Source organism: Flavobacterium zhairuonense (genome assembly GCF_004352915.1).
GTDB classification, from domain to species: domain Bacteria; phylum Bacteroidota; class Bacteroidia; order Flavobacteriales; family Flavobacteriaceae; genus Flavobacterium; species Flavobacterium zhairuonense.
The window spans coordinates 361,019-384,884 of sequence record NZ_SJSY01000076.1; the positions used below are offsets into that span (position 1 = coordinate 361,019).

Annotated in this window: 20 protein-coding genes and 1 pseudogene; 9 read left to right on the top strand and 12 right to left on the bottom strand. The window is 33.4% G+C overall.

Annotated elements, in window-relative coordinates:
* Positions 1-123: 123 nt before the first annotated feature.
* Entirely contained in the window at positions 124-1,740 is a 1,617-nt protein-coding gene (locus EYY60_RS20615; protein ID WP_132991160.1) for an arylsulfatase, read from the bottom strand.
* A 536-nt stretch (positions 1,741-2,276) separates the two neighbouring features.
* On the opposite strand from EYY60_RS20615, the gene EYY60_RS20620 reads away from it, so the two are divergent.
* Complete coding sequence (locus EYY60_RS20620; protein WP_132991161.1) at positions 2,277-3,086, top strand: polysaccharide lyase; 810 nt, start codon at positions 2,277-2,279, stop codon at positions 3,084-3,086.
* Positions 3,087-3,164: 78 nt separating this feature from the next.
* Here EYY60_RS20620 and EYY60_RS20625 read toward each other — a convergent pair whose 3' ends face one another.
* The 3 genes from EYY60_RS20625 to EYY60_RS20635 all read right to left on the bottom strand — a co-directional run bounded on the left by EYY60_RS20625 (position 3,165) and on the right by EYY60_RS20635 (position 5,288).
* Complete coding sequence (locus tag EYY60_RS20625; RefSeq protein WP_132991162.1) at positions 3,165-3,947, bottom strand: SDR family oxidoreductase; 783 nt, start codon at positions 3,945-3,947, stop codon at positions 3,165-3,167.
* A gap of 46 nt (positions 3,948-3,993) precedes the next feature.
* Positions 3,994-4,911, bottom strand: coding sequence for an NAD-dependent epimerase/dehydratase family protein (locus EYY60_RS20630; RefSeq protein WP_132991163.1), 918 nt, complete (start codon positions 4,909-4,911; stop codon positions 3,994-3,996).
* A 65-nt stretch (positions 4,912-4,976) separates the two neighbouring features.
* Positions 4,977-5,288 carry an EthD family reductase gene (locus tag EYY60_RS20635; RefSeq protein WP_132991164.1) on the bottom strand — a complete coding sequence of 104 codons (312 nt, stop codon included), beginning with the start codon at positions 5,286-5,288 and terminating at the stop codon, positions 4,977-4,979.
* Between the two features lie 142 nt (positions 5,289-5,430).
* On the opposite strand from EYY60_RS20635, the gene EYY60_RS20640 reads away from it, so the two are divergent.
* The 4 genes and pseudogenes from EYY60_RS20640 to EYY60_RS20650 all read left to right on the top strand — a co-directional run bounded on the left by EYY60_RS20640 (position 5,431) and on the right by EYY60_RS20650 (position 7,884).
* Positions 5,431-6,189, top strand: a complete 759-nt coding sequence (locus EYY60_RS20640) for a GlxA family transcriptional regulator (RefSeq protein WP_208749498.1) — start codon at positions 5,431-5,433, stop codon at positions 6,187-6,189.
* A 12-nt stretch (positions 6,190-6,201) separates the two neighbouring features.
* Positions 6,202-6,417, top strand: a pseudogene (locus tag EYY60_RS22395) (helix-turn-helix domain-containing protein); the annotation flags it as partial.
* 125 nt (positions 6,418-6,542) lie between these two features.
* The gene (locus tag EYY60_RS20645; protein WP_132991165.1) at positions 6,543-7,361 is read left to right on the top strand and encodes a helix-turn-helix transcriptional regulator; all 819 of its coding nucleotides are present in this window, start codon (positions 6,543-6,545) and stop codon (positions 7,359-7,361) included.
* Between the two features lie 148 nt (positions 7,362-7,509).
* Positions 7,510-7,884: a gamma-glutamylcyclotransferase gene (locus EYY60_RS20650; protein ID WP_132991166.1), complete on the top strand. Its 375-nt coding sequence runs from the start codon at positions 7,510-7,512 to the stop codon at positions 7,882-7,884.
* A gap of 68 nt (positions 7,885-7,952) precedes the next feature.
* Here the strand turns inward: EYY60_RS20650 and EYY60_RS20655 are convergent, their stop codons facing one another.
* Both EYY60_RS20655 and EYY60_RS20660 read right to left on the bottom strand, forming a co-directional pair.
* The gene (locus tag EYY60_RS20655; RefSeq protein ID WP_132991167.1) at positions 7,953-8,810 is read right to left on the bottom strand and encodes a DUF4861 family protein; all 858 of its coding nucleotides are present in this window, start codon (positions 8,808-8,810) and stop codon (positions 7,953-7,955) included.
* Positions 8,811-8,964: 154 nt separating this feature from the next.
* Entirely contained in the window at positions 8,965-9,411 is a 447-nt protein-coding gene (locus EYY60_RS20660) for a YybH family protein (RefSeq protein ID WP_235832369.1), read from the bottom strand.
* 150 nt (positions 9,412-9,561) lie between these two features.
* Between EYY60_RS20660 and EYY60_RS20665 the strand changes: the two genes are divergently transcribed.
* Positions 9,562-11,169 (top strand): class I SAM-dependent methyltransferase, encoded by a 1,608-nt coding sequence (locus EYY60_RS20665; protein ID WP_132991168.1) that lies wholly within the window; start codon positions 9,562-9,564, stop codon positions 11,167-11,169.
* An 87-nt stretch (positions 11,170-11,256) separates the two neighbouring features.
* Here the strand turns inward: EYY60_RS20665 and EYY60_RS20670 are convergent, their stop codons facing one another.
* On the bottom strand, positions 11,257-11,709 hold the full coding sequence (locus EYY60_RS20670; protein ID WP_132991169.1) for a hypothetical protein: 453 nt from the start codon (positions 11,707-11,709) through the stop codon (positions 11,257-11,259).
* A 154-nt stretch (positions 11,710-11,863) separates the two neighbouring features.
* Positions 11,864-12,499, bottom strand: a complete 636-nt coding sequence (locus EYY60_RS20675; protein WP_132991170.1) for a hypothetical protein — start codon at positions 12,497-12,499, stop codon at positions 11,864-11,866.
* A 506-nt stretch (positions 12,500-13,005) separates the two neighbouring features.
* Between EYY60_RS20675 and EYY60_RS20680 the strand changes: the two genes are divergently transcribed.
* Positions 13,006-13,785, top strand: a complete 780-nt coding sequence (locus tag EYY60_RS20680) for a bestrophin-like domain (protein WP_132991171.1) — start codon at positions 13,006-13,008, stop codon at positions 13,783-13,785.
* A gap of 69 nt (positions 13,786-13,854) precedes the next feature.
* Here EYY60_RS20680 and EYY60_RS20685 read toward each other — a convergent pair whose 3' ends face one another.
* On the bottom strand, positions 13,855-16,257 hold the full coding sequence (locus EYY60_RS20685; RefSeq protein WP_132991172.1) for a TonB-dependent receptor: 2,403 nt from the start codon (positions 16,255-16,257) through the stop codon (positions 13,855-13,857).
* Between the two features lie 183 nt (positions 16,258-16,440).
* On the opposite strand from EYY60_RS20685, the gene EYY60_RS20690 reads away from it, so the two are divergent.
* Positions 16,441-17,625, top strand: coding sequence for a PepSY-associated TM helix domain-containing protein (locus EYY60_RS20690; RefSeq protein ID WP_235832370.1), 1,185 nt, complete (start codon positions 16,441-16,443; stop codon positions 17,623-17,625).
* Between the two features lie 28 nt (positions 17,626-17,653).
* On the opposite strand, the gene EYY60_RS20695 is transcribed toward EYY60_RS20690, so the two are convergent.
* A complete protein-coding gene (locus EYY60_RS20695; RefSeq protein ID WP_132991173.1) occupies positions 17,654-18,421 on the bottom strand; it encodes a methyltransferase domain-containing protein in 768 nt (255 codons plus the stop codon).
* A 59-nt stretch (positions 18,422-18,480) separates the two neighbouring features.
* Positions 18,481-19,665 (bottom strand): serine hydrolase domain-containing protein, encoded by a 1,185-nt coding sequence (locus tag EYY60_RS20700; protein ID WP_132991174.1) that lies wholly within the window; start codon positions 19,663-19,665, stop codon positions 18,481-18,483.
* A gap of 606 nt (positions 19,666-20,271) precedes the next feature.
* Here EYY60_RS20700 and EYY60_RS20705 point away from each other — a divergent pair.
* Positions 20,272-22,215, top strand: a complete 1,944-nt coding sequence (locus tag EYY60_RS20705; RefSeq protein WP_132991175.1) for a glycoside hydrolase family 97 protein — start codon at positions 20,272-20,274, stop codon at positions 22,213-22,215.
* A 209-nt stretch (positions 22,216-22,424) separates the two neighbouring features.
* Here the strand turns inward: EYY60_RS20705 and EYY60_RS20710 are convergent, their stop codons facing one another.
* On the bottom strand, positions 22,425-23,858 hold the full coding sequence (locus EYY60_RS20710) for a glycosyltransferase family 2 protein (protein WP_132991176.1): 1,434 nt from the start codon (positions 23,856-23,858) through the stop codon (positions 22,425-22,427).
* Between the last annotated feature and the right edge of the window lie 8 nt (positions 23,859-23,866).

Genomic DNA, 23,866 nt, shown 5'->3' on the forward strand with positions numbered 1-23,866 from the left:
TGCTCAAATTTTATCTCACAAGTTTTATTTTAAAATCGGGATAAAAAAAACGCTAAACAGTACAGTTTAGCGTTTTTAACCTCTTTTTTCAGAACAACTTAATATACGTTTACTCCGATTTTCTTATTGTTTTGGATCAACACTCAAAGGTGGTAGTGTTAATTCTTTGCTGTTTAGCAATTGTTTAGCCTGTTCAATAGTTCTGTATCTTCCAATTTCCATTGGTCCACCATAAGAACCACTCTGTTGCGGTCTTGGAGGAGTTGCTGCATACGTTTTCATGAGTTCCATAATTACTTGATCAAAAACAACCATTGTCCAAGTTTTTTCTGTAAAACTATTCATGAAAAGATCATAGCGTTCCTGTGGATCCTGCCATAAATCATATACTGCTGGAACAGTTGCAATATAAGTCTGATCGCCTCTCCATCCCAATTGTTGTCCTGGCGTATCACTTCCTGCTTGTGCTCCATTATCACCTCGCGTATTAAATACAGCTTTCCATTTTCCAATACGTACTGCTCCAGGAGACAATTCATTTTCTGTAAAATAAAACCATCTGTCACGAAGCGGTTTTCCTTTTTTAAACAAAACATTCGACATATCATAACTGTCAAAAACCATAGGTTTTCCTTCTCTGTCATTTTTTGGAAGTTCTACGCCTGCAAGAGCCGCAAATGTTGCCATTAAATCTAAACCACCAACTATATCATGGCTTTGACTTCCAGCTTCAATTTGTCCAGGCCACCACGCAATTGCTGGTACACGGCTTCCTCCTTCTCTATCTGTTCCTTTTGAACCTCTAAAAGGCGAATATCCTGCATCTGGATGCACATCTTGCCAAGCTCCGTTATCGACAGTATAAATTACAATTGTATTTTCTGCAATTCCGAGTGCGCGAATTTTATCCATGATACGTCCAACGTTATAATCCATTTCTACAACTGCGTCACCATATTTACTTTTGGCTGGTGATTTTCCTTTAAATTGTTTTGATGGTAAATTAGGCTGATGATTTTTGGCAAAATTAATACACATAAAAAATGGATCTTTTGATTTTCCATATTCATCAAGCTGTTTTAGGTTGTTATCAACCATATTTATATCCAGTTCCGCAATATTTTCTTCTGTAACTGGTCCAGTATCACGCGCTGGTTTTCCTGCTTCTCCTTCTAAAATACCTTTTGTAGATTTTTTAATGAAATCTGATATTTCTGGAGCCATGTCAGGATTCCATGAAGGGAAACAATAGGTATAAGCATTTAAATGGTATAAAACCACATTCTGCATTTTATCAAAACCATGCGCAATTGGCATAGCATAATCTGCTTCACCCAAGTGCCATTTTCCAGAAAAATAAGTTTTATAATTAGCTTTTTTCAATACCGATGCTAAAGTCCATTCAGCTGCAGGAAGACCTCCTCCTTGACCTTGAAAAGCAACTGTTGTCATACCACTTCGATTTGGTATTCTTCCAGTAATCATTGCAGCTCTCCCCGGTGTGCAGCTCGGCTGGCCGTAAAAAGACCAAAACTGCATTCCTTCTTTTGCCATTTTATCTAAATTTGGAGTTGGCATTCCACGTCCAACACCTCCTCCATAGACACCTAAATCTCCCCAACCCGTATCATCAGAAATTACCATAATAATGTTGGGTTTCTTTTTAGTTTGAGCTTCTGCATGAAAAAGTGCAAACAAAATCATGCTCGTTAAAACCAGTCTTAACGTATTTTTTTTCATAATATGTAATTTATATAGGATTACTACTATGATAAAAGTAAAATCTTAATTGCTTACTTCTTTATATTCACATCATTTTGAGGTTTCAAATTAGAAAATGGAACAAATTCTTTAATATGAAACAGTCATCGGATAGTAATTTATTGTTGGTGAAATATATGAGTATGGCCTAAGTTCAATAATAATCAAAAAATAAATCAATGATTTAGAAAGCTTTACGCTTGGCGTCTTTAAAAACTTCTAAAAACACACCTATTTGTACACTAAATCTGTAGGCTGGATTTTTGTGTACGTAAAACCGTACTTAATTACTCCTCTTCTAAATTATAAATATTCAATTTTACATGGTCTATTAAAAGCCACTAAAAACCAAGTATTTGATTTACAACAAAACATAAATTTAATTTTAAGAAAATCCATAAAAAATATACTGAATTCTGAAACTTGAAAAAATCGCTTGTTTCAGCATTAAAAGCAATAACCACAATTTATTATTTACTATCTATTAATTATTTACTAACCTTAAAATTTTAAAAATGAAGAAGTTATTAAAATTATCCAGTTTATTATTAGTTATGGCAGCAGTGTTTTATTCCTGCGGAAATGAACAAGACTTGAATGTTGCTCAAAATCTTGAAAATCTTGTAAAAGATGAACAACCTATCGTAAACAATGATGGTGCAAAAACTGCCAACAAAGCGGCTGCTGAAACTGCTGCAGTTGCCGCTTTAGCAGGAAGCGCCGGTGCTAGAACAATTACATTGCAAACTAATACATTATCATGTCCTGGTGGTTTGTGCACCTCTTATGGTGTTTGGTCAGAAGGACTTTATACGGTTTGGTTTACAATGAAATTCAATTCAGGGTTTTATTGGAGCCGAGGCGGTAAATGTGGATACGGAATCTTAATTGGTGACCAAAATACAGGTGGTGATCCAGGTTGGGATGGAAATGGAGGAAGTGCCCGATTTATGTGGTATTGCCCGAATGGTTCAAACACTGCAAAAGGAAGCGGGGCTTACCTTCAACCTTATGTTTACTACAAAGATCAACCAGGACAATACGGTAACGATTTTGGAAAAAAATACTATATCCAAGAAGGCGTAACTTACAATTGTCAAATCTCTGTTAAGCTTAATACAGGGTCAAATACTGACGGATATGTTAAATATTATGTAAATGGAACGGAAATATTGAATGAAAAAATTCGTTGGGTAACGAACGATGCCAAGCGAAATGTTAATGCTGTAAGTCTTCACACTTTCCGTGGTGGAAGTCAAGACTATTGGACAGCTCCAGTTACAAGTTCTATTTATTATCCTAGTGCTTCTTGGGATGCTAAATAATACGTTTTAAAACAATTTCAGTTAAAAAAAAGAAAAGCCTATTTCTTTCGAAATAGGCTTTTTTTTATCTTTTTTCATTTAAAGCTTCTTGGTCAAAAACGTTTCCCATGTTTGTTTTCCTAGATTGTGATTCGGACATAAATTTATTCCCGTCGTAAATAAATTATGACGAATATCTTCTGATTCTACTAATCTTATTTCGCTGTTTTTTTGATTAATTTTTAAATAGGATTCAACCATTTTCTCCAAAGAAAGAACTTCTGGCCCACCAAAATCTGCTAATAAACCCTTTGGTGCTTCCAAAGCAAGTGACACAAGCAAATCTGCTACTTCATGTATAGCTACAGATTGAAATTTCATTTCGGATGGAATTTTCATAAAACCATCATTCTCTGAATTTTGCTCCTCTAAAGTTTTTATCAAATTGAACACGAAATCGTGGAACTGCGTTGTTCTCAAAATCGTAAAAGGAATACCACTCTTTGTTATGATATTTTCTACTTCTAATTTCGCGGCATAATATGGATAATCACTTTTATCAATTCCAACAATCGAAATGTATATAAAATGTTTAGTCACATTTTTATCGACGGTCTCCAACAAATTTTTTGTTCCAATAATATCGGTCTCATGAAAACTCCTTGGATTGCTGGCACAATGAATAATAACATCTGCTCTTTCTGTTGCTTCTTTTAATCCTTTATTTTCAACTAAATCTCCTGTAAAAAACCGCAATCGATTTGATTCTGAAAGAATCGTTTTCGTAGTTAAGACATCTGGATTATATCCTTTTAATAAAAGTGAATCTACTACCTGTTTCCCTAAATGCCCGTTTCCACCAGTAATTAATATTTTATTCATGATTTTATTTTATTTGATCAATATATAAGCTTGAAATTCTTAATTCTTAATTCTTAATCATTTCAATTCCTTCTTTATAGGAAGTCACTTTAAAATCTGGAAAACGCTTCCTAAACTTTGAATCATCAAACAAATTATCGTGTTCGTATCTTGGCAACAACTCTAGTAATTCTTTCAATCTTTTATTAAAAAAAGAGCCAATCTTAAATACCAATTTTGGAATAACAGAATAATTTAATTTTTTACCATAAATCTCAGAAGCCAAATTGATAAACTCTTTATAAGTTGGATGACTTTGATCAACAGGCAAATGCCAAGTCTGACCAAAAGCGTCAGGTGTATTTCCTATTAATGCGGTGGCTCGGCTTGCATCAGGCGTCCAGATAAGGCTTCTCTTTTTTGAATCACTTAAAAGTACTTTCAGTTTTTTGCCTTCTTTTATAGCATCAAAAATTAAAGTATTCGTAATGCTTTGCGTTTTCTTTGGCCCATAAAATTCGGGAGCACGGCAAATAACAGCTTTCAATTCACCTGATTTTATTTCGCTTAAAATCATTTCTGCCATTTCTGCTCTTATTTTTCCTTTTCTGCCAATTGGAGCAAAAAAAGTCTCTTCGGTAAGAATAGCATCATCTTGCGGATACATATAAGTATTGTCGAAAAACACGAGTTTAGTTCCAGTAATTTTGCAGGTATCAATTACGTTTCCCAAAATAAGTCTGAATTGTTTTTCCCATAAATCCGAATCCATAGGAAGCCCCAAAGTAAAATACGCAATTTCACTGCCGTTTACTGCTTCAAGAGCACTTTCTTTATTGGTCAAATCAGCTGAAAAAACGGTATCCGTTTCATTAACTTTTTGCGCTCTACGGCTGACAATTCGAATATCCGAAGTAAAATTCCTTTTTAATTCTCTTGCGAGTTCTTCTCCTATTTGTCCGTTTGCACCTAGTATTGTTTGCATTGTTTATTCTATTTTTCTTTCAACTAAATTACAGAAAATTGCAATACAATAATTCTCAAAACAATTTAGGTGTTTTTTGTATCATACACATAAATCTGGACTTCTTCATCACTGGCAAAAATCCTTCTGTCCACCGCGCATTCTTGCCCAATTTCTGATTTAAAAGCACTCATCATTGACTCCATTGATTCAAAATACAAATTGGCTACACGATATACATCAGAATGTCCCGTTAGCGATACAACCGACCCTTCATTAATTTCATATTTTAATAAGCCCGGAAGCTGTTTTGCCAAAGGAATATGAACCCCAAAATAGTGTTTATCAAAGAAAGCCGTGTCTTTTGGCGTTTTATAAATTACAGTCATTTTTGCCATGATAAAAGTTTGATTAAATAGTTGATTTTTTAATATTATGATAAAATTAGTCTCAAAGATCATTTTTTGTAAAGTGCTAATTAGACATTCTTAAGGGGATATTTGGACAAAAACTTTTTATACCTTTATAAGAAAAACAAAAATGAAACTGCTTACAATTTTAGTTCCTGAAGGAGAGAATAATCTTTCCAGCATTACTGGTGCATACGAAATCTTCAATAAAGCAAATGCCTATTACAAAACAAATGGCAAAAAAGAATTATTCGAAATTCAGCTCGCAGGCCTTTCGGAAAAAGTAGAATTTAATGGCGGACTTTTCACTGTTACTCCACATGTCCATATTTCTGCTGTCGCTAAATCTGATCTTATTATAATTCCGTCATTAAATCATAATTATAACCTAGCATTGCAACACAATGAACTTTTAGTAAAATGGTTGGAAAAACAATATCATAATGGCGCAGAAATCGCTACTATTTGCACAGGAGCATTTATGTTGGCGGCTTCGGGGCTTCTTGACGGAAAAAGCTGTTCAACACATTGGTCCGTTACCGAAAATTTCAATCTCTTATTCCCAAAAGTCAATTTGCGCACTGACGAATTAATTACAGATGAAAATGGAATTTATACTAATGGTGGCGCATATTCTTTTTTAAATTTGATGATTTACCTAATTGAAAAGTATTATGATCGAAAAACGGCTGTTTACTGCGCTAAAGTTTTCCAAATCGAAATGAACAGAAGTACACAGTCTCAATTTGCTATTTTTTCAGGCCAAAAAAGACATGACGACCAAATTGTTCAACAAGCGCAATTGTATATTGAGGAAAATCTAGGAGAAAAAATATCTATCAGCGAATTGTCCTCAAAATTTAATGTTGGCAGAAGAAATTTCGACTGAAGATTTGTTAAAGCAACGGGAAATACGCCGATTGAATATTCACAAAGAGTCAAAATTGAAGCGGCAAAAAAAACCTTTGAAACAAACAAAAAAACGGTCAATGAAGTGATGTATGAAGTTGGTTATTCAGATGTTAAAACTTTTAGAGATGTATTTAAAAAAGTAACTGGAATATCGCCATTAGAATACAAAAAGAGATATTACAAAGATGTTCTTTTGATGGCCTAAAGATTTACAAATGTTATAATTATCTTATTTTTTGGTTCTATACCTGTTCCTTTTTTATTTATTTTTTAATTTAGAACTAGCTTAAAATCAAGGAATTTAGACACCCGTAATTTCAACATAATCTTATGCAAATACTGCCTTCAGCCAGTTTAGCGCCATACATAAAAAATTATACTGTTGTTACGATCGAAAAAGATCTTGACAACGAAGTATTCTATCCCAGCGGTTATGTCGATTTTGTTGTCAATATATCTGAAGGATTTGCGGCTACGATTATCAACGGAAAACAAAAAGATACACCAGCTATAGAGCTTTTAGGCCATCTCACCCTTCCTACTCGACTTTCTGTAGCCAAAGGAACTTCAATACTTATTGCACGAATTTATCCTCACGCCAGCTCATTATTTTTCTCCGATCCGTTGTCTGAATTTACAAATTACGCAACTGATATGTATGATGTTTCTTTAGCAGAAAACAAAGAATTATATGGCCGGATGATGGAAGCGCCTGAACTTTCTGCCAAAATCAAAATTCTAGAAAATTATTTTCTGAATCAATTGAAAAAAAATGAAACGAGATTAAAAAAAGTTTCAACATTACAAGCATTGGGCCAACAACTTACTCTCGATTCACAATTATCGGTTTTGCCTTCTTTGGCACAACATTCAGGCTTATCAGAAAGGTATATTCAAAAACTCTATATTTCAAATATTGGAATCAGTCCTGTTGCGTATGCTTCAGTACTTCGCTTTAACAAAAGCCTTGATTTGGTGCTCAATACATCACAATCACTTACTGAAATAGGTTACGACTGTGGGTATTACGACCAAGCTCATTTTGTCAAAGAATTCAGAAAATTTACTGGTATAACGCCCTCTGCATCGAGAAATTCGATTTTAAAAAATGACGCTGATTTGCAACAAGCTGTCAACATTGGTTTTTAAATCTTATATAGCCGAAAAGTCACAACTCCAAATTTCTTTCACACAATAACTTTCCTTTGTTAAAGAAGTTTTTGGATTGCTAAACATATGTTGATTACTGAAAGAAAAATTAATCCTACTTTTGATCAACAAATAAAAAACAACGGCAATGGAACAACTTTTCTCATACGGAACTTTACAACTAGAAAAAGTCCAACTCGAAACATTTGGAAGGATTTTAAAGGGCGAAAAAGTACAATTAAAGAAATATGAATTAGGAGAAACCGAAATCAAAGATCAGTCTGTAATTGAAAAAAGCGGGAAAAATATGCACCCTATTGCAAAGTTTACAGGAAATGAAACAGACAGCATCAATGGTGTTTTATTTGAAATTACATACGAGGAATTATTGCAATCAGACGAATATGAAGTTGAAGAATATGAGCGTGTAAAAGTTGCATTTGACAACAATATAGTTGGATGGGCATATGTATGCAAAGAAACAAATAGATCGAATTTACATCTTACCAAAAATGATATTTAGCAAAAAAAAAATCGTTAAAAACAAATTGAGTTTCTAACGATTTTTTTTTATTGAAATACTTTCTCAGCTTATATTAAATTCTTTATAAAAGCTTCCAATTTGTCTAGGGTATTCAATTCTTGTTCTCTTGCGCTTGACGAAATAATTTTTGTCTCTAAATTTTTAGTTGGTTTTGAAATCAGCAAATATTGATTTCCGTCGTCAGTAGTTTTTTCATAATCTTTTGGATTATACATAATTCCCGCTCCAATTCCAACAATTTCGGCCGCAACATCCTCTGGGTGTTTTCCCCAAACTGCAATATAATTTGCTCCTTTTTTTGTCTCAAAATCTTTGAAATAATTTACTCCAGTAGCAAACTGCACTTTTTCACCGGTCAAACTAACAGCTTCAACTTTAGCTTCTCTTTTTCCTGAAAATACGGTAACTCGCACTAAAATATCTACTTTTTTCCCTTTGTACGGAACTCCTCTAGAAATCATTTCCATATATGAAGTATTTTCTGTTTTGCCAACATGAGCCAAACGATTTGACACCGGATTCAAAGGAACTAATTTTTCTCCATCCCAAAGTTTCACTCCTCCTAATCCTACTGTATTAGCAACTTTATAATAGTCTGCTCCCCATCCGTCTTTTTGTTGTTCCGGAGTTGGATACCAGTGCGCTGCTTTTAACTCTAAACCTGGTTTTGCTTTTGAGTAAACATCAATCGCAACTTTATCACTAAAATAAATCCTCAAAGCCATCCATTCATTTTCAACTGCAGGTCCGTGATGTCCAATTGTACTGTACAAATCTCCCGATTCTGAGCCAATATCAGTCAGATAAGATATTTTATCCGCTTTCATATACAAACTTGCATCTGTTTTATTTTGTGCTAAACAAGTAAAGCAAAACGATAAAGCTGCTAAAAATGATAATTTCATAATTTCAATTTATTAGATATTTAATTTTTATAAATGTAAAATAACTGTTGAAATTACACGAATAATTCTATAAGATTATTTAAAAATTATGTGAAATTTATTTTTTAGTTAGCAAAAACACTATTCTGCAAGCTTTAAATAGAGATAATGAATACTATTTCGCTGGATGATTGCTGCTAAACATGTCACGATGCATTTTCCAACCATCCTTTGTTTTTTTCCAAATCACGATTACTTTTCCGTCATCTAATTTTTTGCCGTTCATATCGCTCATTTCATAAAAACTTTCTTCGGTTACACTGGTTTTTCCGTCGCCATAAAGATGCTGAATAGTAAATTTAACGTGCACTTGAGGTCCGCCTCTAAAAAAAGAATCTATTTGCTTTGCTCCGCATTTTGGCTCTGAATTTGGCGGAAACAAGCAAGCATCCTCTGTATATCTAGCGACAATAGAACCGTCGTTCTTGTTTGTAAAATCGGAGAACGTTTTGTTGCTGGCTTCGATAACTTTTTTTACCTCTTTTAAAGCCGAATCTGTCGTTTGGGCATTACACCAAAAAGTAAGCATCATAAATGCGCTTAAAATAATTTTTGTTTTCATGATTTATATATTTTTTTTCAAAGTAAATTATTCCGAGATTCAGAAAATTGTAAAATAACGAACAACTTTTCAGAAAGCTAAAAAGCTGTAAAACAATAGCGCAACACTCAAAAAAAATCCTTATTTTTAACTAACCTTCATTTTTGTACTATGACCGATACATCACAACTTCGAAGCTCCATTTTCAAACATCTTGACGGTTTAGCGGTTGCTCCCACTGCAATTGCACTAAAAAACAAAGCTGTTTTAGATTTCATTCTGAAGAAAAACACAGTACATTTAGCCGAACTTACTAGCGTTTTCAAAGCAAATGAAGGCTATTTAAATGTTGGTATAAGAATTTTGGCTTCTCAAGGATTCTTAAATTACGATGTCGATAATCACACACAAGAAATCACAATTTCAGTAAATGAGAAAACAGAAACTGCGTTTTCATTATTTCATCTTTATGAAGATGTAGCAGATTTGCTTCAGTTTTCTGCTCAATTTCATCCTCGTCTTTTTGAAGATGCTCCTTTTGAAAAACTCAACCTGATTTTTGAAAAATACAAAAAGAATTACGGGCTCGAATCTTCGGATAATCTTTTGACAAATGAAATTCAGAATCAAATTTTAAAGCATATTGAAGGTTATTTAATTGGACCAACAATTGTGCGCTTAGCGATGAAAGGAATGTTTCATAAATATTTCATGGAAACTTGGTTCAAGCCAGAAGAATTTCATAAATCACCCGAAAATTTCAAAAAAATACTTGACTTTTTTACTCACTTAGGTTGGTTCATAGAAAAAAAAGGAAATTATCAATTTACCGATATAGGTCTCTTTTTTGCTAAAAGAGCCAGTGCGTATGGTGTAACGGTTTCTTATTTGCCCACATTTGCCAAAATTGAAGAATTGATGTTTGGAGATCCAATGATTTTAAGAATGATTGCTGATGGCGAAAATGAAATTCATGTGGATCGCGAAATGAATGTTTGGGGAAGCGGAGGTGCACATGATACTTATTTTAAGATTGTTGACGAAATTATAGTCAAACTTTTCAATTTGCCAATTGAAGAACAGCCAAAAGGAATTCTGGATATGGGTTGTGGCAATGGCGCTTTCCTGCAACATATTTTTGAAGTAATCGACAGGCAAACTTTAAGAGGAAAAATGCTCGACGAATATCCGCTCTTTTTAGTAGGAGCCGATTATAATCAAGCTGCATTAAAAGTAACAAGAGCCAATCTAATAAAAGCGGACATTTGGGCAAAAGTAATTTGGGGCGATATTGGCCGTCCAGATTTGCTTTCAGATGATTTGAGAGAAAACTATAATATTGATTTAAAAGATTTGCTTAATGTGAGAACCTTTTTAGATCACAATCGAATTTGGGAAAATCCAAAACAAGCAAATAAAGATCGAATCAGTAATTCTACAGGCGCATTTGCCTTTAGAGGGAAAAGAATTAGCAACAATCTTGTTGAAGATAATTTATTGGAGCATTTACAAAAATGGTCGCCTTATGTGAAGAAATTTGGCTTGCTTTTAATCGAATTGCATACCATAAATCCGAAAATTACAGCCAGAAATTTAGGAAAAACGCCAGCAACTGCTTATGATGCGACTCACGGTTTCTCTGACCAATATATAGTCGAAATTGATGTGTTTAACAAAATTGCCGCCGAAGCTGGATTATTTCCAGACCCATCTTTTTTCAGAAAATTTCCTGACGCTGACACTGCAACTGTAAGCATTAATTTATTGAAAGGAAACTGATTTATAAATAATCCTTGAATGGCTTCAAATAAAAAAAACTCCAAAATCAAATGACTTTGGAGTTTTTTATATCATATTTTTAAAATATTACATTTCGTTCAAGTCGTTGAACTCGTGTAAAGATTTTAATGTGCTTTCGTAAAATAAGATAGCTGCGATAAGGTTTCCTTTATCAGAATAAGGCATCATCTTTCTTTGGAAATCAACCGTTGTATCCAAGAAAGTTGTAGTACCAAGTGCTTGAGTATCTAATACTTTTTTGTGCTCATTATCGTCTGGAATACCCAAATCAGCCATTGTAACTCCTGGTTTTGTAACCAAAGCAATGTAAGGAAGTGTTTTTACCAAAACTTTAATACGCTCGATGTACAATTCTAAAAGTTCTCCCTTTTGCATACCGCTCAATTCTTTTTGATCATGGTATTTACGGATTAGGGCTGTTGTACTGATAATACTTCTTGGAGCATTTTTTGCTTGTGCTGATACAGCTACAGTAGCCAAGAAGCAAAGGAAACTTAGTAAAAAGATCTTGCTTTTCATTTGTTAGTAGATTTGGTTAATGGTGTTTCGAAACAAAAATATATAAATTAACTTAAATTGCAACTGTATTGATTTCTTTTTTGCAATTAAATTTTCGATTATATTAATTTATAAGTTAAATATTACAATTTATTAAAAAATCAATCTTAAATTCTTATGACTTAATGATTCTGAAACGTCCTGGATATTTAATCCATATACTTTTCTTGTTTCCATAATAGTCCATATATTCTTCACAAACAAATACTGCATGCGCTGTTGACCATGCAACTACACCGCAAAATTCACTTCCGGCTTCGCGTTTTAATTTTTCTATTTGTTTGCCTTTTTGGAATCCTAGATATTTATAAATTGTCGGTGTATAGACTTCGCCACTTTCTAAATCCTCCAATGCTTTATCAAAAGTATCTTCTTTATCAATAATCTGTTTGTATTTTGCCATTACAGCGTATGTCAATATTGCGTATTCAATTATTTTTTCGTTCTCGCAATTATCTTTAATGCAAACAAAATCGGCAGATATTTTAGCTTTGCTTATTTCGTCATTATTGATATGAAAAGAGTCGTTATTTTTTAAAGTAATTTTTTGCTCGTTTTCGCTTATTTTTTCGGTGACAAAAAGATTATCTAAACCGTAAATATTTAAAGAAGCCTTGATAAATGCAATTGACGAACAGTTGGTGCGCTCGCCCTGCTTAAAGCTTTCAAATATTTTATCAGAACTTAATTGGCCGTAGGAATTTGAACAGACAAAAACTAAAAATAAAAATATTGAAGTTACAGATTTCATCGTCTTTGGATTTTATAATTGTTTATCAGCATCGATTTGGAAAATGCATTGATTTTACAAATCTATAAAAATACACTATTACTTGAACGAAAATCTACAATTAGAAATAAAATCAATGTACATAATAGGGTAATCTACTGATTATCTAATGCTGTTTTTAAGAATACTTCAAAAATACAGCGTCTAAAATCCTATAATTTGAATAAAAACACAATAATAATACTAGAAATTTGCGAATCTGAACGGTAGCAAATCCTTATTTCATGGAAAAATCAATCTAGTCAATGAATAAAATCTAAAAAGAAATAAAATCACAGAAATACAAGTAAAGAATCAATAATTTCGGAAAACCAGAAATAAAAAGATTTGCAATTATAAAAACCTAACTATTTGATTTTAAACAAAAAAAAAAGACATTATTCGCGCTTTTAATGCAAATTAAAACAATATCTTTATGTTGATTTAGAATAAAATGTATCCAAAAACATCCCATTAAAATCAATTGTATGGAAAACAATGCACTAGTTCAGACCGAAGCTTGGATAATTGCCCTACTCCTTTTTGCTTTAATGATTATTTCAAGTTTTATTGGACAAAAAACAGGAAACTATATTAAAAACAAAAGGCCTCCTAAGGAAAAATCTACTGAAACATCAACTCTTATCGCCTTGCTTTTTTTCTTGTTAGCTTTTACATTCGGAATGAGCAGTGATCGTTACAATTCGAGACGACAAATTGTTGTTGAGGAAGCAAATGACATTGGTACAGCAATACTTAGAAGTGACTTATATCCTGATTCTACAAGAGCATTGTTCCGAAAAGATTTCAAAGACTATGTTGAAGCAAGAATCTCTTATTACGAAGTAGGGCCTAATTTGAAAGGAATTCTAAAAGCCGACAGCTTGTCTCAGGTTATTTCAGGAAAATTGTGGAAACGTGCATGCGATCTTTCCAAAGACTCAAACAATCTTGCCGCAACACAACAAATGATTCCTGCATTGAATACTATGATAGACATCACAACCACTCGCCTTTCTGGAGAAAAAGGAAAAGTACCACAAAGTATTTTGATAATGTTGTTTTTTCTTTCCATGATAACAGCATTTTACGGCGGTTATTCTGACGGTCGAAATGGAAGAATCGACTGGTTGGTTCAAATTGGCTTTTGCATGTTAGTTTCATTAGTCATTTTATTCACCTTGGATTTAGATAGACCACGCAGAGGCTTTGTAAATCTAGATGGCCCAAACCAAACTATAATTGATTTAAGAAAGAATTTTAATTGAGCTAACAAATAAAAAGGGATTATTTCAAAACGAAACAATCCCTTTTTATTTGATAAAATTCCTAAAAACTTAGAACTTAAATGTCACATTTGCTGTTACACGTGTTGGGTTTTGAGCCGCAAGTCGGTATGACCAATATTTTTCGTTTGTCAAGTTATCCACTTTCAATCCAATTCTATATTTTGGCTGATCATAAAAAAGTGACGCATCTAAAACAGTATAAGACGGAATAGTAAATTTGAAAGTAGTGGTATTTGTCTGATAGTATTCACTTCCATAAATTCCACCAAAACCAATTCCTAAACCTTGCGCTCGTCCTGTTACAACCCTATAACTTGCCCATAAGTTTGCCGTTCTTGGCGATCCTGCTGTACTTGGTCGTAAACCTTCAACATTCGGATTGCTTTTTTCATATTTGCTATCATTATAAGTATAACCAGCAACAATATTTAATCCAGAAATTGGATTGGCAATCAATTCTGCCTCAAAACCTTTACTAACCTGCGTTCCATCCTGAATTGAATAATTAATATGGTCTGGATCGTCACGAGTAATATTTGTAACCGCAATATCATAATAACTAAGTGTTGCCGATACTTTAGGAAGATCAAACTTAAAACCTCCCTCCCATTGATTCGCTTGATTTGGCTTGAAAGTATTACCATTGAAATCAGAACCAGAAACATTGCTGAAACCATTCATATAATTACCAAAAGCAGCCACTTTATCTTTTACAAGTTGGTAAACTACTCCGAATTTTGGAGATACCGCTGTTTGATTATAATTTCCAGCAATAGAATCTTTACTAGGATAATAAGTACCATGATTCTCGTATTTATCAATACGAACGCCACCCATTACTAATAATTTCTCTGTCACATTTAAAACATCAGAAACATAAGCGCTATATGTATCTTCGTCATTAGATACAAAATTTGCATAAGTGGCATTGGCAAACATTGGTTCCACTTTTTGAAGAGTAAAATTATCGTAAGCTGCGCCTGGCTTCTTGTAATCCATCGCTGGCATATTCACTGTCGCATCATTTCTCGTAGCGCGCAGACTGTAAAAATCTAATCCTGCTACCACTCTGTTTTTAAGCTTGCCAATATTAAATTTTCCAATAAAATTTTGCTGAATATCAGTTCCATAAAATGGTGAATCCTGGTTAGTAACCTGTTGTCTTAATGTTGTTGCTGATCTCATTTGCAAAGCCACAACATAACCCTCAGACGATGATCTTGTTCTTGACAAAATAGTTTGAGAAGTCCATTCATCAGACATTTTATATTTTAACTGCGTAAAAATATTGTATTGCTGGCTCGTATAATTGATCGTATTATTAGCGAAAGATAATTTATAAGGAATATCAAGCGCTTCAATACTACTTTGTGTGTTAGCCACCACAAAAGGAGCAAGTCTCGTTGGCGAAGTTGCTTTGTACAAACTAAATTCAATATCAATTAAAAGATCTAGTCTGTCATTGATTTTGTATGAAAAACTTGGTGCAATTGAGAAGTTTCTGTTAAAACCAGCATCTTGAAAACTTCTTTCGCTATGAAGCGCCGTATTGATTCTCAACAAAGCTGTTTTATCCTGATTAATTGGCGTATTTACATCAAAAGTTAATCGGTTTAAATCCCAACTCGCCGCTGAATAAGAGACTTCTCCTTTAAAAGTATCAAAAGGTTTTTTCGTAACACGATTGAACAGTCCTCCAAAAGAAGACAAAGTACTTCCAAAAAGTGTTGCAGATGGACCTTTAATCACTTCAATACGCTCTAAATTCGAAGGATCAATTGTAGTATAGGTAAAACTTCCAACACCATTTCTAACTACTTGCGGCGTAGGAAAACCACGTGACATTGAAGTTGTTCTTCCTTGATTTCTAACCTCGGCAATACCTGCTCCAGGAACATTTTTAAAGGCACTGTTATAATCTGTTACTACTTGCTCTTTCATTAATTCCTTGCTTACTACAATATAAACTTGCGAATTTTCAATGTTTTTTAAAGGCATTTTGGCTACATCAAAACTCTCCTTTTTCGCAAATCGGTTTCCTCCTGTACGAATTACGACATCATCTAAATTTTCGATTGATGAATTTACTTTGACATCTATAGAAACTGAAGGTATTTGTTCTGTAATTTCAGCAGTTTCTAATGAAGATTCGTAACCAGACATGGTAACTTCTAAAGTATATTTTCCAAAAGGAATTTTTTTAAACTCATAATTTCCTGCTGAGTTCGTTACGGCAGTTTTATTGATTTCGACCAATTTTACCAAAACGCCCTGACCAGCATTTCCTTCATTTGTAATTACACTTCCAGAGATTTGTCCCGTTTGAGCATGAGCAAATCCAAAACTGAAAAACAAAGCAATTAATAAAACTGTTGAACTGTTTATTAAATCTGATATTTTAAAACTGGAAGATTTTACAAAAGAGGAAATTAAATGTAAAGATATTTTCATGTTATTCTTATTTATACTTATTCTAAATACAGCGCAAATGAACAATATTTATTTCAATCTATCAACTGTAAAACGTTATTTTTTCAGAAAAAAAACATTAAAAATAAGCGTAATAAAAACACTATCTCAAATCCTTGAAAAGCGCTAATTATTATTTGGACTGTTTCTAAAATACAGCTATATTTGCGCGCACAGCCCAGAATTCTCAATAAATACATTTCAATTATGATTTCAGTTCCGAGTCTAAAACAGATTAAAAATATAGCTCGCCAAATTCACTTATGGCTTGGGCTTGCAACCGGAATTATTGTCTTCATAATTAGTATAACAGGCTGTATTTATGTTTTTGAAGAAGAAATAAGAGACTTTTCAAAAGACAAAAAATTATTTGTTCCGACTCAGGAAAAGACTTTTGTTGGACTTGAAAAAATTGTCAGCAGTTTTCAGAAAGAATTTCCAAAAGATAAAATCACTTCAATCAAAATAAACCAGCAAATTCCAAATGCCGCTGTAGAACTTTCGACAAAAAAGAAAACCTACTATTTTAATCCATATAACGGTGTTCTTATAGGCAATGAAAAACAAGATTGGCTTACTGTTGTGAGAAAGCTTCATACAGAACTGCTTTTAGGTGAAACAGGCAGTCTTATACAACGCTGGGCAGTTGTAATTTTTGCGTTGATGCTAATTACCGGATTAATTTTATGGTTCCCACAGCAAATGAGGTCTTTAAAACAATCTTTGACCATTAAATGGAAAGGCACTTTTAAACGTGTTAATTATGATTTACACAATGTATTGGGATTTTATGCTTCTTTTTTTCTAATTGTGATTGTATTTACGGGTTTATTTTTTGCCTTTAAAGAAGTTAAAAATGCGGCTGCTTTTGTAACAGGAACAAAACTTAGCGAAGGAACAGAAGTAAAATCTGAAACCATTCCGCAAAAAGAATCTCTAGCGGTTCGTTATGACCGAATTTACAAAACAACAAATCAGAAATATCCGGGTGCAAATACCGCAACTTTTTCAATAAAAAAGGACAAAGATGTAAGATTAAGATTGACTTATCCGTACAAATGGTACCGCAATCAAAATACATTTTTCTTTGATGCCAAAACTGGGCAACTGCTTCGTTACAAATTATATAAAGATTTCAATGCAGCTGATATTATAGAAGCATCAAATTATGAAGTTCACACTGGAAGATTCTTTGGATTATTTGGTAAAATTATTGCTTTTCTCGCCAGTTTGATTGCAGCAAGTTTGCCCATTACAGGATTTATTATTTGGCTTAAAAAGAAGAAAAAATCAAAGAAAAAAACTCCCTCAAAAAAGGCACACAAAAAACTGAAAGAGGCGATAATTTAAATTATCGCCTCTTTAAATTTCTTCTATTTTAAGCTTTTGTTCCATACAGAAAAATTCTTTTAAAAGCATAAATTGCAGGAAGTTTTGGAAAATTGTTCGCTATTCTTTCTTTGTATATACTTGTAAAAAGTTTTTTTTGATCTTCATTAAAAAGTTCCATATAGGGAATCAATGCCGAGCCTGAAATAAAATCATAAAGCTCATCATGATTTTGAGCGATAATTGGATACACTTTCTGAATTACTTGAATATCTTCAAGTTTTCCATCAAACATTATTTGGGCATATTGATCCATACTCAAAACAGGAGAATTTCTTTTCCACCCTTTTAAATAATCTTTGAAAGGTTCTTCAACAACCAACTGATGCAGTATTTTATTCAGCATATTTTCATTCTGAACTGGCATTTGTATTGCAAACTGTCCGCCTGAATTAATTGAATTAATCAGTTTTGGGAATAACTCTTCATGATTGTCAGACCACTGCAAGGCTGCATTACTGAAAACTAAATCCCATTTTTTATCAGAATTTGCAATGCCTTCGTTAGTAGATTGCTCAAAATGAAGATTATCTGTTACATATTTCTTTGATTTGGCCAGCATTTCTGATGAAGAATCGACTCCAAGAAAATCAATCTGCTTGAATTTCTCGGCCAAAAAAATAGACTGCTCCCCTGTTCCACAACCTAAATCAATGGCTTTTCCGGATTCTATAGGTTTAATCAGCTCCATTAAATCAACAAAAGGCTTAAATCGAATGTCTTTAAATTTATTATATATTTCAGGATTCCAAGGCATCTTTGTCTTTTTAAAATAAATTTAAGGATAATTTCACGAAACGTGCCTTAATTTCCAAATCATTTCTTAGCATCATAAGGAATATACTGATCCCATTTCCAAGGCGTGTAGGTGTCTGCAATAGCTGTTTCTAATAAATATTTTATTATGCCACCAGTACTATAACTATTAGACAAAATTAGCATTCCGATGCCTTTTTCTGGAAATACAATACTGTAATTCTGAAAACCAGAACCTTGCCCCTCTTTAAATGCTCCAACTCCATAAGGCGATTTTAAAACTCCCCAACCCAAACCGTAGGAAAGATCAATAGCATCATTCCAATTCCCATCTTCAATTGCGCCTGGCCCAAACTGATTTTTAGAACGAATCCGAATCTGCGGACTAAACATTTCTTGATATGATTTTGCTTTCAGTATCTTTTTGTTCAAAATTGCCGTCATGAATTTGCTATAATCTTCAGCAGTCGTTTCTAGAGTTCCCGCACCTCTTGGTGCATTATCTTTGTCTTTTTCTTGCTTTTTTCCATCATTATCATAACCGTATGCATAATCTTTTTCAAATTTTCCCTGCCATTTATAGCTGGAATTCGTCATTCCCAAAGGTTTAAATATTTTTTCCTGAGCGAGCTGTTCTAAAGGTTTTCCTGTAATTTTCTCAATCACAACTTGCAGATACGTTAGTCCTTCGCCAGAATAGCTGTATCGTGATCCAGGCTCAAATTTTATACGCAACTTTTCGTCTGGTTCGAACCAGCGCCAATTAGGAAATCCTGCGGTATGATCCAGACACATTCGCGCTGTAACCTTAACGTAATCGGGGCTTGCTTTTAAATCACTGTAATCTTCATGCCATACTTTGTGCTCATATTCATAAATTGGTTTAGGAAGATAGCTTTGCAATGGTTTATCTAGAGTTATAACGCCCTCTTCTACCATTTTGAGTACCAAAACGGCAAAAACCGCTTTGCTTAAAGATGCACCATACATGTTGGTATTAACCTGTAATTCTTTTTTACTTTCAACATCACTATAGCCAAAAGCCTTCATATATACAGACTTTTTTGAATTAAAAACAGTCACCGATAATCCTTTCACATCGGCTTTTTGCATTAATGTTTTGATCTTGTTTGTTAAAGAATCGGGAGAAATGGAACTTCCGTCGAGTTTATGAATTGAAGTAGATTTTTGGGCAGACACAGAAAAAAGACCTGCAAGAAAAGCAATCAAAAGAATTTTTCTCATTTTAAAGTTATTAAAAGATTAGTCTATTTTCGATTTTTATCAGATAATCGACTTAAACTTTCAAACAGCGTTTTAAAGCAAAATTACCATCAAACAATCTGATTATAAACTTAATAGAAAAATAAACAATTTCAAAATAAGAAATTTTCAGTTTAATTATTTCGGAATAACTCGAATGGCGTTTTAATTCTTTTTCTGTTTTTTAGAATTTAAAATTGTTTTTCTGATAATAAATAAGGAAACTCCGTATCCAAAAATGATGAAAAGCAATAAAATCATTTCAACTATTACATTTTGCGATACAATTTCCATTATCATATCTATAATATTTAATTCAAAAATAAACAGCATCTTCTCTGTGAAAGTAAATTTAGTTGTGATTGTTTAAACACAACTTTAATGGGATTGCTTAGTTTTTTTTTTATAAAATCAAATCGTTTGAGCTCCTTTAAAACCTAGCTTTTAAAAACTATTCTTTAAAAATTTCCAAGCAAAATCTTCATTCAAAATGATTCTTTTAAAAAACATTTCAAAAATAGTGTTATTTTTACACTTATAACTATTTTTAACCGCTATATTTTTACTAACCTATTTAAAACCGCCAAAATGAGATGTATTTTTCTTAGTTTTCTTTTATTTTCAATTTCATATTCGATTCAAGCCCAAAAAACAGAGGCATTTAGTCCTGATAAAAACATTAAACTCGAAATTTCTGTAGCTAATGGAAATGCTTTTTATACTGTAAGCTATCAAAACAATGAATTTCTGGGGCAATCTCCTCTAGGTTTGGTAAGTTCTGTGGGAGATTTTTCTAAAAGCTTAAAATTGGTTGGCAGTGCCAAAGACAAAATTCAAGAATCCTATAAGTTAGATCGCTCAAAAGTCAGTCAAGTGAATTATAAGGCAAACGAATTGAAATGCATTTTCACAAATGCTGCGAACGATACTATAAATGTCATTTTTAGAATTACAAATACAGATATTGCTTTCAGTTATATCATTCCAAAAAGCAAAAAAAATAGCGGAAACTGTACCATTGAAAAAGAAATTACAGGTTTCAAACTTCCTTCAAAATCCACCACTTTTATTACGCCACAAGCACCGCCATTAAGTGGTTGGGAAAAAACGAAACCTTCTTATGAGGAAGAATATACTCGAGAAGCTGCAATTGGAACAAAATCACAATACGGATTAGGATTTACTTTTCCGGCACTTTTTCATGTGGAAGATAAAGGCTGGCTTTTGATTTCTGAAACTGGAATCAGTGGAAATTATGTTGGAACTCGATTAAGTGACGCGAGCATTGACGGAATCTACACGGTTAGTTTTCCGCAAGAAGGCGAAAACAATCATGAAGGGCCAGTAACAGCAACGGCAACTTTGCCAATGCAAACTTCTTGGAAAACCATAACGCTAGGAAAAACGTTGAAACCAATTGTTGAATCGACTGCTTCTACAGATGTTGTAAAGTCTCTTGTCAAAACTTCAAAAATATTTGATGCCGGCCGTGCAAGCTGGAGCTGGATCGTTTGGCAAGATGAAAGCTGTAATTACAATGACCAAAAAACTTTTATTGATCTTGCCTCAGACATGAAATGTGAATTCATTTTGATTGATGCGCTTTGGGATGTAAATATCGGAAAAGAAAAAATGGCCGAATTGGTACAGTATGCCAAATCAAAAAATGTTGGCGTTTTGCTTTGGTACAATTCAAATGGAAACTGGAATACAGCACCACAAACGCCAAAAAATAAAATGAATACGTCAGAAGCACGTCGAGAAGAAATGAAATGGTTGCAACAAATTGGCGTGAAAGGATTAAAAATTGATTTTTTTGGTGGAGACAAACAAGCTACTATGAAATTATATCACGACATACTGGTTGATGCAGCAGAATTTGGTCTGAATATTAATTTTCATGGAGCTACACTTCCACGTGGTTGGGAAAGAATGTATCCAAATTACATGACAAGTGAGGCGGTTCTTGCTTCTGAAAATTTGGTTTTCCAACAAGCATTCAGTGACCGATATCCTTCTACCGCAACAATTTATCCATTTACAAGAAATACTGTCGCTTCAATGGATTTTGGTCCCGTTTTTCTAAATAAGCGTCTGCATCGTGAGCCAAACAAAGGCACAATTCGTAAAACTACAGATGCTTTTGAAATGGCGACAGCGGTAGTTTTCTTTTCTGCCGTTCAACATTGGGGATTAACGCCAGAAAATTTAAAAGAAAAACCTGCATACTTGTTCGATTATTTAAAAGCTGTTCCGACAGTTTGGGACGAAACCGTTTTTATAGATGGTTATCCAGGAAAATATTGTGTAATTGCCCGCAGGAAAAACACAAAATGGTATGTTGCTGCAATTAATGGCGAAAACAACCCAAAGAATATTACCGTAAATCTTCCGATGTTAAAAGGCAAAAATGTTTCTGTCATAAGTGATGGCGAAGGTCAGGAATCGAAATTCAGTACAAAAAAATTGGATAATGCTTCGTTTAATTTGGAACTTTCAGCAAACGGCGGAACGGTTTTATTTATGCCTTAATTTTCTTAAGCTTCAGAGAAGCGAAATATTTATAGCAAAAAAATAATTGTTTACAATATAAAGCTCCAGCGGAGCGACATATATTTGAATAAAAAATATGTCGCTCCGCTGGAGCTTTTTTCATTTGTCTTATTGCAATCCTATAAATATTTTACCCCGATGGGGCTTTACAAAAATAACTTTTAATCGTTTTGAAAATCCTTTTAAGTTTATTGTTTTTTGGTAAAACCTTTTCGGGTCATTTCGCCCCAGCCATGTGTTCCTTTGATTTTTTCCTTGTAGCCCACTAAAGCTGCGTAAACTGCCATTGGATGAAAATATAATGGTTCAATAAATGCTGCTAAAAGCAATTTGAAAAAATCAGCTTGTTTTGGATATTTATGAAAAGTTCGCTCTTCACTGAACAATGCCAAAACAGAAAAGAAAACGGCAAAAGTGTAAACAAACAATAAGAGCAAAAAGAAAAAATGCCAATTCAGCAAACCTAAAATTATAAAAACTAAAGTAATGACAAGTCCTATAAATTCAATTCCTGGCGCCAGAAACTCAAATAATGTCCAATAAGGAACACTCAGCATTCCTAACAATTTATATTTTGGATTCATGAACATTCTTTTATGAAAACTAAGTGTTTCGATTGTTCCTCGCATCCATCGACTGCGCTGTTTTTTGAATATTTTGAACTCTTCTGGAGCTTCTGTCCAACAAAGCGGATCTGGAATATAACTTACAGAATATGGCAATTTGTTTTCAAGCATATAACGACGCATTCGCACCACAAGCTCCATATCTTCCCCAACTGTTTTTGTGCTGTAACCGCCTGCTAATAATGCAATTTCTTTGTCGAATGCACCAAAAGCACCAGAAATCAATAATAACCCGTCAAGTCTTCCCCATGCCATTCTTCCTAAAAGAAATGCGCGCAAATATTCTAAAACCTGAATTCGCGGAATCATGCTGTCTGGAATATTCACTTCGACCAAACGACCGTTTTTAATTATACATTGATTGGCAATTCTTACTACTCCTCCAGTTGCGATAATGCGTTTTCCGTGCGATTCTAAAAAAGGCTTAGCCAATTTTAAAAGCGAATCTTTATCCAGAATACAATCTACATCAATACAAACCACATATGGATTTTGAGCAATATTTAAACCTACATTCAAGGCATCGGCTTTGCCTCCATTTTCTTTATCGGCAACAATTAATTTTTTGAAAGCAGCATTTCTGGAAGTATAGATTCCTTTTAGTTTTTTGGTTTCAATTTGTGGATGAAAATCAAGTTCAGTCAAAACTAAATCATAAGTTTTGATTAGAATTTCCATCGAATTGTCTTTACTTCCATCATTTACCACAATAACCTGATAATTATTATAGTTCAATGAAAGCAAAGATTTTACATTTTCTTCGATTGTAAAACCTTCGTTATAAGCTGGCGCAATCAACGAAAGTTTTGGTGCAAACTCACTTGTAAGCAAAACATCGTAGTCAACAAAACTGTTTTTTTTAAGATAACCCCTAAGCTCTTTTGTAGAAAGATACGCTAATATAAGATACGAAGACATGATCAATATCGCATAGCCCAAAATAAGAACTATGTATATATCTACAAACCACATTAATTCGTTGTTTAAAAAATCCATTAGTTTTA

Excerpts from the sequence above, each read along its gene's own strand:
- EYY60_RS20615 (WP_132991160.1), bottom strand. The coding sequence starts at position 1,740 with ATGAAAAAAAATACGTTAAGACTGGTTTTAACGAGCATGATTTTGTTT.
- EYY60_RS20620 (WP_132991161.1), top strand. The coding sequence starts at position 2,277 with ATGAAGAAGTTATTAAAATTATCCAGTTTATTATTAGTTATGGCAGCA.
- EYY60_RS20625 (WP_132991162.1), bottom strand. The coding sequence starts at position 3,947 with ATGAATAAAATATTAATTACTGGTGGAAACGGGCATTTAGGGAAACAG.
- EYY60_RS20630 (WP_132991163.1), bottom strand. The coding sequence starts at position 4,911 with ATGCAAACAATACTAGGTGCAAACGGACAAATAGGAGAAGAACTCGCA.
- EYY60_RS20635 (WP_132991164.1), bottom strand. The coding sequence starts at position 5,288 with ATGGCAAAAATGACTGTAATTTATAAAACGCCAAAAGACACGGCTTTC.
- EYY60_RS20640 (WP_208749498.1), top strand. The coding sequence starts at position 5,431 with ATGAAACTGCTTACAATTTTAGTTCCTGAAGGAGAGAATAATCTTTCC.
- EYY60_RS20645 (WP_132991165.1), top strand. The coding sequence starts at position 6,543 with ATGCAAATACTGCCTTCAGCCAGTTTAGCGCCATACATAAAAAATTAT.
- EYY60_RS20650 (WP_132991166.1), top strand. The coding sequence starts at position 7,510 with ATGGAACAACTTTTCTCATACGGAACTTTACAACTAGAAAAAGTCCAA.
- EYY60_RS20655 (WP_132991167.1), bottom strand. The coding sequence starts at position 8,810 with ATGAAATTATCATTTTTAGCAGCTTTATCGTTTTGCTTTACTTGTTTA.
- EYY60_RS20660 (WP_235832369.1), bottom strand. The coding sequence starts at position 9,411 with ATGAAAACAAAAATTATTTTAAGCGCATTTATGATGCTTACTTTTTGG.
- EYY60_RS20665 (WP_132991168.1), top strand. The coding sequence starts at position 9,562 with ATGACCGATACATCACAACTTCGAAGCTCCATTTTCAAACATCTTGAC.
- EYY60_RS20670 (WP_132991169.1), bottom strand. The coding sequence starts at position 11,709 with ATGAAAAGCAAGATCTTTTTACTAAGTTTCCTTTGCTTCTTGGCTACT.
- EYY60_RS20675 (WP_132991170.1), bottom strand. The coding sequence starts at position 12,499 with ATGAAATCTGTAACTTCAATATTTTTATTTTTAGTTTTTGTCTGTTCA.
- EYY60_RS20680 (WP_132991171.1), top strand. The coding sequence starts at position 13,006 with ATGGAAAACAATGCACTAGTTCAGACCGAAGCTTGGATAATTGCCCTA.
- EYY60_RS20685 (WP_132991172.1), bottom strand. The coding sequence starts at position 16,257 with ATGAAAATATCTTTACATTTAATTTCCTCTTTTGTAAAATCTTCCAGT.
- EYY60_RS20695 (WP_132991173.1), bottom strand. The coding sequence starts at position 18,421 with ATGCCTTGGAATCCTGAAATATATAATAAATTTAAAGACATTCGATTT.
- EYY60_RS20700 (WP_132991174.1), bottom strand. The coding sequence starts at position 19,665 with ATGAGAAAAATTCTTTTGATTGCTTTTCTTGCAGGTCTTTTTTCTGTG.
- EYY60_RS20705 (WP_132991175.1), top strand. The coding sequence starts at position 20,272 with ATGAGATGTATTTTTCTTAGTTTTCTTTTATTTTCAATTTCATATTCG.
- EYY60_RS20710 (WP_132991176.1), bottom strand. The coding sequence starts at position 23,858 with ATGGATTTTTTAAACAACGAATTAATGTGGTTTGTAGATATATACATA.